Origin of the sequence: Legionella lansingensis (genome assembly GCF_900187355.1) — a bacterium.
GTDB classification, from domain to species: domain Bacteria; phylum Pseudomonadota; class Gammaproteobacteria; order Legionellales; family Legionellaceae; genus Tatlockia; species Tatlockia lansingensis.
Window position 1 is genome coordinate 989,882 of the sequence record NZ_LT906451.1, and the last position, 12,561, is coordinate 1,002,442.

The following is a 12,561-nucleotide window of genomic DNA, read 5'->3' on the forward strand; positions in this document are numbered from 1 at the left end:
CTCTTTATTTTCCGCACCCCAATTAATGAATTCTAGAAGGTAACTCAGTCATGTGTGCACAACATTCTTCAAAGAAAAAGTGGTTAAGTACTCCAGTGTTATACGCTATTATGATCATTCTTGGTTTACTTAGCGGTTATTCGGATTTCCCTTTATTAAAAACATTTGGGCTATTTATCGCAGATGTCTTTATCAAGATATTTAAATGCATTAGTTTACCCATTATCGCTCTCTCCATCATCGTCACTTTAGCCAATTATCGTGCGGATGGTGCCATGCGAAAAATTTGGCGTCGAGCCATGTCTTATACATTGGGGACAACCCTGATTGCTGCAGCAATTAGCTGTCTTTTGTATTTGCTTATTCAGCCTGGTATGGTTGGTATTATAAAGCAAACCCCGGTTGCTCCTGAAACCACCAAACTTGGCTACTTCGAGCATATTGCTAACCTTATTCCATCGAGTATTCTGGCACCTTTTTTAGAACATCAGGTTATGGGCGTATTGTTGATTGGGATAGTCGTGGGAGTGGCTATACGGTTTATTCCTGAGCCTGAGGCTAGACAGACTATTACGCAATTTTTCCGTGGAGCGCATGGACTGTTCATGGTAATAACCAATTGGATTATCGCAGTTATTCCTATAGGTTTATACGGATTTATTACCACAACGGTAGTACAACTGCGGGATGGTGTGGCAATTAAAGGGATTGGGGAGTATTTGCTAATTGTCGTTCTTGCGAACTTAATTCAAGGGTTAGTTGTCCTGCCATTATGGTTAAAGTCACAAGGGATAAAACCCTTCGCAGCTTTTAAAGGCATGTTGCCTGCGCTGTCTGTTGCTTTTTTCTCAAAATCATCAGTGGGTACACTACCTGTGACTATGGAAACGGCAGAGAAAAACTTACAAGTTAAGCCTGAGGTAAGCCGTTTTGTATTACCGCTATGCACCAGCCTGAATATGAACGGTTGTGCGGCATTTATTTTTGCAACAGTTATTTACCTTATGCAAAATCACGGTATCGTCATTTCCTTGCCTATGATGGCATTGTGGGTGGTGATTGCCACTATAGCAGCAATAGGTAATGCTGGAGTTCCAATGGGTTGCTTCTTCTTAAGCGCTAGTTTGCTCGCCAGTATGAATGTACCTATTACCTTAATGGGGGTCATTTTACCGTTTTATAGTCTTATCGATATGCTTGAAACGTCATTAAACGTTTGGTCTGATTCTTGTGTGGCCAAAGTTGTTAATGAAAAAGTGAATGCTGATCAATACTTGGCCCAACAGCTGCCTGCTATTAGCCCTGAACTGGTGACGGAGTAGCTATTTACTGCAATGTTTAGGGACGTCCCTAAACATTGTCTCGAAATGTTTCGTGATGTAATTAATTTCTTCCAGGGCTTCTCTTGCATGGTTAGATAGAAGATGATGTTCATCTTTGATATTTGCCAAAGAGTAAGCCACCTCTAGCATAACGACAGAAAGGTATTGTAATACTATCTCACTTTTACTTTTTTTAAATGACGATACCTCATCAATAAGTGCAATAGTCATTTCAAGTTCGTCGTTATGAACTTCATTCTGTAATTTCTTTAACTCTTTATTCAATTCCTCTAGGGGGCTCCAGGTCTTAGCTAATAATCCTTTAAATTCCTTTGTCTTAAACTCAGATGGTGCAAACATTCTGGCTCCTCTGATGACCTATAGTTGTTTGGTCGCATCTACAGACACTGCAATATCAGATAAAACACTGACTGCAGCGGTAGTTGCAGAAGCTAAAACGCTTAGCGCCGCTTCACGGAGATTCTTATTTTTTGAAGAGTAAGCAATCGCAGCTATTGTCTCTTGTACCCCATGTCCTTTACTCTTATATTGTAGCCACTGTGCCGAGTGCGTAATCCATGGAGGTTGCACCTCGACACCCTTATCGTAAAATTTGATGTTTTTAGCGAGCTCTGGGTAAGTGTCAGTGAGTCGTTTAACAAAACGTAACTCTTTTGCAGTATAAAACCCTGGGCCACCAGACGTTTTGTCTTTTTTGGCAGGCGCTTGACTAATAAAATCAGGATTATGAAGGTACTGGTCTACATTGAAGTGAACGGTTTTCCCATCCAAAAGCGTTTTTAAGATCCCCGCTTTACATGCTCGATCAATCATTGTAATGTTTTCTTTTGTGATCTGAGACATATCTTTGACTGAAATCTCGTATCGAGGTAATGGAGCGAGTTTGGGCACTTCTTGATAGAATTCAACATAACCCTCCACAAGATGTTCTTGAAGACCAGAGGAAACATCGCTGCCATGCCAAATTTTATATCCATACAAACTCTCCTCAGAGCTTAAAGTGGAACTTTGGATGCGGTAGTGATCATTTAAATGATCGATAATGAGGTTACCCTCTCCCAAAAAGGGTGATAATGCAAACAATATGGCTGATTCATCTATGTTATAGCCATACACTCGGTCACCTACCTGAAAACGTAGCACTTCTAAATCTGATACTTGGCATTCGGCCGGGCATTCGCTGCGAATCCTGTTTAATAATGCTTGCAACTTCTCTCCCACTTGCGTGCCTGAGTATTCCCAAGCGCCACTGGCATTTTGGACATCGGTGAAGAAGTCGAAGATAATTGGCTTTATTTCATTGACAGCCTCTTGTTTTTTTCCTGCATCTAATAAAAGAGTTACTTTATTTAGATTGTTTTCTGTGACCAACATATTATCAACATGTAAAAACAAAAACCATAATAAGATATTAACACGAAGAAAGATAACCGTGAAGATTGACTAACCTAATCATGGTTACGGTTAAGTCAATGTAAAAGCTGTTCGCAGATACTGTAGTAAATAGAACTCAAAACACCCAGGTCGTTCAATGACACACATTCATTCACTTGATGAATGGTTCCATTCAATGGACCTAATTCAATGACTTCAACCCCGTAGGGTGCAATAAAGCGGCCATCTGAAGTTCCTCCGCCGGTTGACAATTCAGGGGTTCTATTAGTCACTTGCTGAATAGCTCTAATACAACTCTCCAACAATTTGCCCTGTGCCGTTAAAAAAGGCTCGCCATTCAATGTCCATTCGATAGTAGGTAGTAATCCATGGTTTTTAAAACAGGATTCGACGGCTGCTTTCAATGTATCAGCAGATTGCTCAGTTGAAAATCGGAAATTAAAATGTAGGGTTAGTTCACCAGGAATAATATTACCCCCATGGCCACCAGCTTTAATATGAGTAATTTGCAAGGAGGTTGGTGGAAAATATTGATTGCCTGTATCCCATGTTCTTGAAGTTAGCTCTGCAAGAACCGGACTTATATTATGGATGGGATTTTGAGCAAGATGAGGGTAGGCAACATGCCCTTGTTTTCCGTGCAAGATTAATTTGCCTGTTAATGATCCACGTCGACCGATTCTAATAACATCTCCCAATAATTGACTACTTGAAGGTTCGCCTATTACACAGAAATCGGGTTTAACCCCTTGCTTATGGAGCTCAGACATAACATAGGGGGTTCCTAAAGCAAATTCATCGCCTTCTTCTCCACTGGTAATGAGAAAGCCAAGACTTCCTGTAAAATGAGAGAGATTTTCCACAAAGCGTGTGGCCATAAGCATCATGGAGGCAAGACTTCCTTTCATATCTGCTGTGCCACGGCCATAAAGGAGGCCATCAATTTCTTCCACAATAAATGGGTCTGTACGCCATTTGTCCACTTCACCTACTGGAACGACATCGGTGTGGCCAGCAAACACTAATAGTGGGGATCCTTGACCCAAGCGTGCAAAAAAATTGCTGACAGGTGGATTGTTAAAGCGCTGGCATTGAAAACCCAGTCCTTCAAGAAAAGCAATCATAAACTCTTGACAATCGGCATCATTGGGCGTAATCGAGGGGAATTCCACAAGTTTAGTGAGCAGGGTTTTTATTTTATTCATTTAACATCTCTTAACAGCTCATTAATACTAACCTTTGCACGTGTTTTTTCATCAACTTGTTTTACAATCACAGCACAATAAAGACTATAATGCCCGTCCTCACTGGGCAGATTTCCCGGGACAACAACTGAACCTGCAGGAATCCGGCCATAGGTGATCGTACCGGTTAAACGATTATAGATTTTTGTGCTTTGACCTAAGAATACTCCCATTGACAAAACGGAATCACGTTCAACAATAACCCCCTCGACGACTTCTGAACGTGCTCCTATGAAGCAATTGTCCTCGATAATGGTAGGGTTAGCTTGTAGAGGCTCCAAAACACCGCCTATACCGGCCCCTCCAGAGAGATGTACATTTTTTCCAATTTGTGCACAAGAACCTACCGTTGCCCAGGTATCAACCATTACTCCTTCATCGATGTAAGCGCCGACATTGACATAAGAAGGCATTAGCACTGTATTTTTGCCGATAAATGCTCCATGCCTAACCATGGCATGAGGAACAACGCGTACCCCGGTGTTTTGGAATTCCTGAAGGCCAAATTCTGCAAATTTAAGTGAGACTTTATCGTAGAATTTTGTGAAGCCTGCATCAATTACTCGATTGGGGTTCAGTCTAAAGGAAAGGAGTACGGCTTTCTTGAGCCACTGATGTACAACCCATTCCCCGTTTTGTTTTTCGGCAACTCGATAATACCCTTGATCTAAACCTCTTAAAACGTCATTTACGGCATCAATGATGTCTTTGGGAGCTGTGTCTGGCGTCAGTTCTTGGCGTTGGTCAAAACCCAACTCAATGGTCGATTGTAATGAGTTCATAATGGTACACATCGTAAGATAATGGCAAGTTAGTATACTCAAAGGAAAGATTTATAGAAATGCTAATGTTAGACATGAAAAACTTCTCGGAGAGCCTGGTTTGCAGTTAACAAGATAGGGAGTATACTCCCTCACAATTAGAATTCGTGGACTAACTATGCGTTTGTTAATCACTGGTGCTGCTGGGTTTATTGGCTTTCATTTAGCAAAACTGCGTTTAGAGCGTGGGGATTCAGTGATTGCTGTGGATAATCTGAATGAATACTATGATACTCGCTTAAAACAAGCCCGTTTGCAGCAATTACAAGCTTATTCAAATTTCCAATTCTACCAAGTAGATATTGCTGATGCTGACAAGATAAATGCCATTTTCAAGCAACATCAGCCTCAACGCGTGGTGAACATGGCAGCGCAAGCAGGTGTTCGTTATTCGTTAAGTCATCCCCATGCTTATGTGCAATCAAACGTAGTTGGTTTTACCACCATCATTGAAGCCTGCAGGCATCATCAGGTCGAACATTTGGTTTATGCCTCAACGAGCTCTGTTTATGGTGCAAATGAAGCGCAGCCCTATAAAGAAAGTGATGAGGTTAATCACCCTCTAACTATTTATGCAGCGACAAAAAGAGCAAACGAACTTATTGCCCATTCCTATTCTCATTTATATCAATTACCTACCACAGGCCTGCGGTTTTTTACTGTTTACGGTCCATGGGGTAGGCCAGATATGGCGTTTTTCTCATTTACTCGTAATATTCTTGCAGGCAAGCCTATAAAAGTTTACAACCATGGTCATATGCAACGAGATTTTACTTATATTGACGATATTGTGGCAGGTGTTTCAATGGCAATTGACAAAATTGCTGCCCCTGATCCAGCATGGTCAGCAATGAATCCAAATGCTGCAAGTAGTTATGCGCCCTATAAAATTTATAATATTGGTTGTGGTAGGCCTGTGAATTTGTTGGACTATATAGAGCAAATTGAAAAGATGACAGACAAAAAGGCGATTAAAGAATTTCTGCCTATGCAACCTGGAGATGTTTTATCAACCTGGGCTAATACAGATCGTTTGCACGACGAGCTTGGGTATTTGCCTAAAGTCGATTTTCGACAAGGCATTTCGCATTTTGTGCAATGGTATTTGTCTTTTTATGGAGCCATTCCTGCTTAGTAATCTCATATTACCCATCAACCGCCGCGCTACGCGCGTCAACCTCTCCCACAAGGGGGGAGAGTAGGGTGAGGGGCATTCCTAAGCTTTTAAGCTAGCAATTAATCTATCCTTTTCATACCAACTATTATTTAGCCAATTCCTAAATTCTTCTTGAGCCTTATCATCTGCGATTAATGAGGGGCTTAAAAATTGTTTAGGGATAGGTAAATGTCTAATGTGTACTTTAATGGCATCAATTCTGCGGCATAAGAAGTCCCAAAGGGAATGTTTGGCGTTTGAGTAAATAATGGTTACATCCAGTAGACTGGTAAATTGATGTCCCATTGTGCTGATGACAAAGCTTAGTCCGCCTGCTTTTGGCTTTAATAAAAATTGATAGGGTGACTTTTGTTCTTTGCTTTTTTGCATACTAAAACGTGTGCCCTCTACAAAGCTCATGATTGTTGCTGGAGCATGTTTGAATAGTTCGATGGCCTTGCTAGCGGCAAGCAGATCTTTGCCTTTTTTATGGGGATTTTTCACCAGATATTCTTTGGAATAACGCTTCATAAAAGGGCATCCCATTGCCCACCAGGCGAACCCCAGAAGAGGAACCCATTTCAGTTGATCTTTAATAAAAAATTTTAAAACAGGTATCTTACGATTAAAAAGATGTTGTAGTACCACGATGTCAAGCCAGCTTTGATGATTAGCGATCACTAGATATGAGTTTTGGCGACTGAGATTCTCTAGGCCATCAACTTCCCAAGTGATGCATTGGGTACGTTTGATATAGGCACTATTGATGGCTGACCACCAACTGGCCACTACATCCACCATTTTAGTGCAAAAAAGTTGCCAATGACGATTAGGAAAAAGTTTTAATACCCCTAGCAAAAGTATAGGGATAAATCCCAAGGAGGTAGACAGAATCAGTATTCCTATGGCCAGAAAACCGTGAAGCTGGCCTCTTATACGTTTTGCTTTTTTCAATGGTTTCTCCTTCCTTACTTAACAACCTTTGAGAGCGTAATCTAAATCAGCAATCAGATCATCGATGTATTCGATACCGACCGAAAGTCTGATAAAACCATCATCAATCCCTAACGTTTTTCTTGTTTCAGCTGGAATAGAAGCATGGGTCATGATAGCCGGGTGTTCAATCAAACTTTCTACTCCGCCTAAACTTTCAGCCAAGGTAAACAATTCACAGCGTGATAAGAACCGTGTGGCTGTATGCACGTCTCCATGAATTACCATAGAAATCATCCCGCCAAAATGGTGCATTTGCTCCTTGGCCAGAACATGTTGCGGGTGACTGGCCAGGCCTGGATAAATCACCCTGGAAATTTTAGGATGTGCTGCTAACCATTGGGCGAGAGCACTGGCATTTTCACAATGACGCTGCATACGTAAGGATAGGGTTTTCAAGCTTCTTAAGACAAGAAAACTGTCAAAAGGACCAGCTATTCCTCCGCAGGAATTCTGTAGGAAAGCCATTCGTTCGGCCAATTCAGGGCTATCTCCAACAACAACGATTCCACCCACAACATCAGAATGACCATTTAAATACTTGGTCGCTGAATGTACAACCAGGTCAAAACCCGCTTCGAGTGGTCGTTGAATCCAGGGTGTGGCAAATGTGTTATCAGCAACGGTAAGAATATTGTGCCGTTTTGCCAGTGTTGCAATTTCATGTAAATTAGCGAGTTTTAACATAGGGTTAGATGGGGTTTCTACCCAAATCATTCGAGTTTCAGGACGAATTGCGTCTTCAATATTTTTGCTATTCGCCATATCGACAAAAGAGAAAGACAGGTTTGATGTACGTGTTTTAACCTTATCAAATAACCTGAATGTCCCACCGTAGAGATCATCTGTAGCAATTACATGATCACCAGAATCTAATAAATCGATTATGGTATTAATCGCCGCCATCCCTGAAGCAAAGGCAAATCCACGTTCCCCTGACTCTAAACTAGCGACACAGTCTTCATAAGCCTTTCTTGTTGGATTATGCGTACGCGAGTACTCGTAGCCTTTATGGATTCCTGGGGCGCTCTGATGATAAGTTGATGTGGCATAGATTGGCGTCATTACTGCGCCAGTACTAGGATCAGGTGTTTGACCCGCATGAATGGCACGGGTATCAAAATGAGTCTTGTCCATAGGAATTCCTTTGTTGCAAATTCACTGCCCGGCAAAAATTACCAGAGCAGTATATAATAATTTAATAATAAGTACTGAATTAACCAGTTATTAAGTTTTAAGAACAGTACATCAAAATGATGTCATTCTAGTGAGGGATGGATGCCTAGGCAAGAAATTAGCTATGAAAAAGTTGCCTCTGCCGCAGAGTCTGTAAAACAGCGGGGGAAGGAACCCTCTCTAACGAATGTTTGTGAAGAGTTGGGGATCCTGTCTTTTACCCCGGAGTTGTCTTCGCTTCTTGAAAAATGGTATAGCAATCAACCGGAGTTCCAGCGCTCCATTAAAGCTCCACTTTCCGAAAATATTAAAATTAAAACAAGCGAAATTCTTGAAAAGAATATCGAGCTGGAAAAATCGCTGTCACTCTTACGGGCCACATTGGAGTCAACTGCTGATGGCATCATGATGGTCAACGGCAAAGGTCAGGTAGTGGATTGGAATCAAAAATTTGTGGAAATGTGGCGTATACCATCCTATATGTTGGAGGTAGGGACTGAAAGTATCAGTTTTGATTACATTCTGGAGCAATTAAGCAATCCCGCAGCGGTCATTGCCGATGTTCAGTATTTATATGAAAACCCAGAGTGGGAAGGTGAGCTACCTTTATTACATTTTAAAGATGGTCGTGTTTTTGAACGCTATACTCAACCTCAAAGGGTTGGATCAGAAATCGTTGGTCGTGTTTACAGTTTTCGAGATGTAACCCAGAAGTTAATGGCTAATGATGAGTTACGTATTCGCGAACGAGCGATTGAAGCCAGTACCCACGGTGTGGCCATAATAGATATTACCAGAGCAGTGCAACCAATCATCTATGTTAATAGAGCCTTTGAGCGCATAACTGGGTATAGTGAAAGACAAACGATTGGTCAAAATATTTCATTAATCATTGGTAGTAAAATCGATCAAGTTAACCAAAAAAGGTTGAATTTAGCTATCCGAGAAGAGCGTGAAGAAACTGTCGAGCTTGAAAGCTACCGTCGTAATGGCGAAATGTATTGGTCGGAATTGAGTGTTGCACCGGTTAGTGACTCATTCGGTAAAATCAAGCATTTTGTATGCATTATCAATGACATAACTCAACGTCGTGAAATGGAAAAGCAGTTGGTTAGGCAAGCTACCCACGATTCCCTTACTGAATTGCCTAATCGAGTTTTGTTAATGGACCGGGTTGAACAAGCTATTCTGCAGGCCAAAAAGAAGAATACTTTACTTGGTTTCATGTTTCTTGATCTCGATCGCTTTAAAATGACAAATGATACGCTCGGCCACAGCATTGGTGATAAATTACTGCAAGCGGTCTCCAATCGGTTACTCATCGCTACCAACGATTTTGATACCGTTGCACGTCTGGGGGGCGATGAGTTTGTTATTCTTTTACCTGATCTCAGTACGGAATCGCAGGCAGAGCAAATGGCACAGGAAATCTTATTTCTTTTAGAAAAGCCATTTCAAATTGATCAACACAGTTTAAAAATAACTGGCAGTATCGGGATTAGTTATTATCCTAAAGATGGTTTGGACTATGAAACCTTAATGAAAAGTGCTGATTTGTCCATGTACCATGCGAAAGATAGCGGACGTAATAATTATCGTGTTTTTGAACAAGAGATGAACAGACGCGTCATCAACCATATGCAACTTGATAATGCATTGCGGGATGCTATGAAAAATAATGAGTTTTACCTGGTTTATCAACCTCTTATTCATTTGAAAAAGCATCGAGTTGTTGGGTTTGAAGCATTATTACGTTGGAATAGTCATCTATTAGGCCAAGTTTCACCTGTTGATTTCATTGGCATGGCCGAAGAAAATGGTTTAATCATCGACATTGGCAAATGGGTTTTAGAACAAGCTTGTATACAAACATTAAACTGGCATAAACAGGGATATAAAGATTTAACCATTGCAGTAAATATTTCTGGACGTCAATTTCGTCAAAGTCAATTGCCTGAAGTGATTCGCGCGGTTTTAAAAGAAACTAGGCTATCCGCAAAGTACTTAGAGCTTGAACTGACTGAAAGCTTATTGGTTGATGATATCGAGCATGCTGTTGAAACAATGTATCAATTAAAAGATATGGGAGTAAAACTGGTTATTGATGATTTTGGTACAGGATACTCTAGTTTGTCTTATCTAAAGCAATTTCCTGTAGACAAATTAAAAATTGATCGTTCGTTTATCTCTGAGTTAGTTAACCAGGAAAATGATGCGGCGATTGCAAGAGCCATTATCAATCTAGGACATAGCTTGAATTTAGAAGTATTGGCTGAGGGAGTAGAGACAGAGCTACAAAAAGAATTCATGATACAGCATGGGTGCGATTACGCTCAAGGGTATTATTTCCAAGCCCCCAACTCCCCTGAGGTCTTAGAGGATTTCCTGAAAGAATATCCTAGCTATAAAGATTAACCCTCTCATTTTACCATCCGCTACCATCCGCTTCCCACAGCTCACTGGCATTAAGTTAATTGATTTCGAATCCCCGGCATCGACCGCGGGGTCCATGATGTCATGGGTACCGCGGTCTGATCCCGGATCGAGTCCGGGAGCGGTAATTAGAGGATAGAAAAAAATCCTTAGCTTAATGTCAGTACAGTTAAGGGAGTGGACAGAACGAAAAACAAGCTATATCCATCAAATAGGTACAATTATTGCTGGGATCTTTTTACGGTTTGAGTTCTCAAACGATTGCCATGAAAACTGGAGGTTTGTGGGTTGTGATGTTGAATTAGTTATGATTGGCTAAAGAAGAAGTCATTGGTTTAGTCACTTTGCCGAGGGATAGTGACAGATGTGTTAAGGAAAGCAAGTCCAAGGTATTGAAACTTGGTGTAAGCGAGTTTTAATAGCCCTGGGGTAGGCAATGGAGAGAAGGATGAGAAGCGTAACCATTATTGGTTCTGGGTTAGCGGGGACTTTATTATCGCTCTATTTAGCCAAGCGAGGTTATGAGGTTGATGTGTTTGAATCGAGACCTGACATTCGTGTAGAAAGAATGGATCGGGGGCGATCAATTAATTTGGCTTTGTCGTGTCGTGGGCTTACTGGTTTAGCTGCGGCGGCGTTATTGACACAGGTTAAAGAAATCATGGTCCCCATGCGTGCTCGTGCCATTCATCTTTCTAATGGCCAAATAAAATTTCAAGCATTTGGCCGCCATCAGGAAGAATATATTAATGCGATCCATCGCAGTGAATTAAACGTGTTATTGCTTAATGCTGCTGAACAAATTCCTCGCATTCATTTGCATTTCAACAGGAAGCTAGTGGATATTGATGTACACAAAAAATTGTTGCATTTTGAACAACATGGGGAAGAGCAGGTCGTTAAAACGTATGATCTGCTGATTGGCGCTGATGGTGCTGCCTCTCATGTTCGGGAAGCATTAAAAAAGCAGCATCTTGTTGAAGCTTCACGTGATTTTCTACCGCATGGTTATAAAGAGCTAACTATTTCTAGAAGCTTTTCCACTGATTTTGTTCCAGAACATTTACATTTATGGCCAAGAGATTCTTTCATGCTTCTTGGCAATCCCAATCGCGATTATTCCATTACAGGAACCTTGTTTCTTCCGAACGAAGGAAAGAATAGTTTTGCAGAACTTAATAATGAAATGGCTGTTAATTCATTTTTTCAAAGGGAATTTCCTGATGCTTTTAAGACAATGCCCGATTTAATTGGAGAATTTTTTAGTCATCCAACGGGTCATTTAAGTACGGTTAAATGTTCTCCTTGGCATGTGGAGGATCATTGCTTATTGATAGGCGATGCTGCGCATGCTGTCGTTCCTTTTTTTGGTCAGGGAATGAATAGTGCCTTTGAAGATTGTCGCATCTTAAATGAACTTTTAGATCAATATCACGATAATTGGAAGCAAGTGCTACCAGCATTTTTTACTTCTCGCAAAGTCAATACAGATGCAGTAGCGGCAATGTCAATGGACAATTACCATGAAATCCAAAGCGATATTCGGGATGAAAAATTTAATTTACGCAAACAAACAGAACAAGAATTAATGCATCGTTACCCAGAGCGCTATGTTTCAAAACACGTCTTGGTCATGTTTACAAACACCCCTTATGCCAAAGCAAGGGCATGTGGGGAACTACAACAGGAGATGTTAAAGAAAATTTGTGAAAAAGTGAGGACTATTGAAGAGATAGACTGGAAAACAGTCGATGATCTCATGGACGAATACGACAAAAATTTGGCGAATTTAAGGTTAAGAACGGAAAGTCATTTAACTTAAAGGATTAATTTGGCCAAAATTTTGTCACAACCCCCGATTTCGGAGACAAATTTTTGTCGCTTTCCGAGGTTTTGCCCTGCAAAAAAGAAAAATTCAGGCAAATTTAGAGCAAATAACAACCAAAAAGTAAAAATTTTTGGCATGCGGAGTGCAATACCATATTTGAGTAACAAATTAT

10 protein-coding genes are annotated in these 12,561 nt (G+C 40.8%); 4 read left to right on the plus strand and 6 right to left on the minus strand.

What is annotated here, in order from left to right:
* Positions 1-50 precede the first annotated feature (50 nt).
* Positions 51-1,322: a dicarboxylate/amino acid:cation symporter gene (locus CKV79_RS04525; protein WP_028374412.1), complete on the plus strand. Its 1,272-nt coding sequence runs from the start codon at positions 51-53 to the stop codon at positions 1,320-1,322.
* Here CKV79_RS04525 and CKV79_RS04530 read toward each other — a convergent pair whose 3' ends face one another.
* From CKV79_RS04530 to dapD, 4 genes are all read right to left on the minus strand, one after another.
* Complete coding sequence (locus CKV79_RS04530) at positions 1,323-1,682, minus strand: hypothetical protein (RefSeq protein WP_028374411.1); 360 nt, start codon at positions 1,680-1,682, stop codon at positions 1,323-1,325. It lies immediately after the preceding gene.
* A gap of 18 nt (positions 1,683-1,700) precedes the next feature.
* Positions 1,701-2,717: a hypothetical protein gene (locus tag CKV79_RS04535; RefSeq protein WP_028374410.1), complete on the minus strand. Its 1,017-nt coding sequence runs from the start codon at positions 2,715-2,717 to the stop codon at positions 1,701-1,703.
* A 95-nt stretch (positions 2,718-2,812) separates the two neighbouring features.
* The gene (gene dapE / locus CKV79_RS04540) at positions 2,813-3,943 is read right to left on the minus strand and encodes a succinyl-diaminopimelate desuccinylase (RefSeq protein WP_028374409.1); all 1,131 of its coding nucleotides are present in this window, start codon (positions 3,941-3,943) and stop codon (positions 2,813-2,815) included.
* Positions 3,940-4,764 carry a 2,3,4,5-tetrahydropyridine-2,6-dicarboxylate N-succinyltransferase gene (gene dapD, locus CKV79_RS04545; RefSeq protein WP_028374408.1) on the minus strand — a complete coding sequence of 275 codons (825 nt, stop codon included), beginning with the start codon at positions 4,762-4,764 and terminating at the stop codon, positions 3,940-3,942. Before dapD ends, dapE begins: the two co-directional genes overlap by 4 nt.
* A gap of 157 nt (positions 4,765-4,921) precedes the next feature.
* Between dapD and CKV79_RS04550 the strand changes: the two genes are divergently transcribed.
* Positions 4,922-5,938, plus strand: a complete 1,017-nt coding sequence (locus CKV79_RS04550) for an NAD-dependent epimerase (RefSeq protein WP_028374407.1) — start codon at positions 4,922-4,924, stop codon at positions 5,936-5,938.
* A gap of 81 nt (positions 5,939-6,019) precedes the next feature.
* Here the strand turns inward: CKV79_RS04550 and CKV79_RS04555 are convergent, their stop codons facing one another.
* Positions 6,020-6,913, minus strand: a complete 894-nt coding sequence (locus CKV79_RS04555; RefSeq protein WP_028374406.1) for an acyltransferase — start codon at positions 6,911-6,913, stop codon at positions 6,020-6,022.
* A gap of 18 nt (positions 6,914-6,931) precedes the next feature.
* The gene (locus CKV79_RS04560; RefSeq protein ID WP_028374405.1) at positions 6,932-8,089 is read right to left on the minus strand and encodes a cystathionine gamma-synthase; all 1,158 of its coding nucleotides are present in this window, start codon (positions 8,087-8,089) and stop codon (positions 6,932-6,934) included.
* 141 nt (positions 8,090-8,230) lie between these two features.
* Here CKV79_RS04560 and CKV79_RS04565 point away from each other — a divergent pair, with 141 nt between their 5' ends.
* Together CKV79_RS04565 and CKV79_RS04570 are read left to right on the plus strand one after the other, a co-directional pair.
* The gene (locus CKV79_RS04565) at positions 8,231-10,543 is read left to right on the plus strand and encodes a bifunctional diguanylate cyclase/phosphodiesterase (RefSeq protein WP_028374404.1); all 2,313 of its coding nucleotides are present in this window, start codon (positions 8,231-8,233) and stop codon (positions 10,541-10,543) included.
* A 466-nt stretch (positions 10,544-11,009) separates the two neighbouring features.
* The gene (locus CKV79_RS04570; protein WP_028374403.1) at positions 11,010-12,383 is read left to right on the plus strand and encodes an FAD-dependent oxidoreductase; all 1,374 of its coding nucleotides are present in this window, start codon (positions 11,010-11,012) and stop codon (positions 12,381-12,383) included.
* Positions 12,384-12,561 lie beyond the last annotated feature (178 nt).

What these genes read in the sequence shown, in the direction of transcription:
- CKV79_RS04525 (WP_028374412.1), top strand. Translation starts at nt 51, where the DNA reads ATGTGTGCACAACATTCTTCAAAGAAAAAGTGGTTAAGTACTCCAGTG.
- CKV79_RS04530 (WP_028374411.1), bottom strand. Translation starts at nt 1,682, where the DNA reads ATGTTTGCACCATCTGAGTTTAAGACAAAGGAATTTAAAGGATTATTA.
- CKV79_RS04535 (WP_028374410.1), bottom strand. Translation starts at nt 2,717, where the DNA reads ATGTTGGTCACAGAAAACAATCTAAATAAAGTAACTCTTTTATTAGAT.
- dapE (WP_028374409.1), bottom strand. Translation starts at nt 3,943, where the DNA reads ATGAATAAAATAAAAACCCTGCTCACTAAACTTGTGGAATTCCCCTCG.
- dapD (WP_028374408.1), bottom strand. Translation starts at nt 4,764, where the DNA reads ATGAACTCATTACAATCGACCATTGAGTTGGGTTTTGACCAACGCCAA.
- CKV79_RS04550 (WP_028374407.1), top strand. Translation starts at nt 4,922, where the DNA reads ATGCGTTTGTTAATCACTGGTGCTGCTGGGTTTATTGGCTTTCATTTA.
- CKV79_RS04560 (WP_028374405.1), bottom strand. Translation starts at nt 8,089, where the DNA reads ATGGACAAGACTCATTTTGATACCCGTGCCATTCATGCGGGTCAAACA.
- CKV79_RS04565 (WP_028374404.1), top strand. Translation starts at nt 8,231, where the DNA reads ATGCCTAGGCAAGAAATTAGCTATGAAAAAGTTGCCTCTGCCGCAGAG.
- CKV79_RS04570 (WP_028374403.1), top strand. Translation starts at nt 11,010, where the DNA reads ATGAGAAGCGTAACCATTATTGGTTCTGGGTTAGCGGGGACTTTATTA.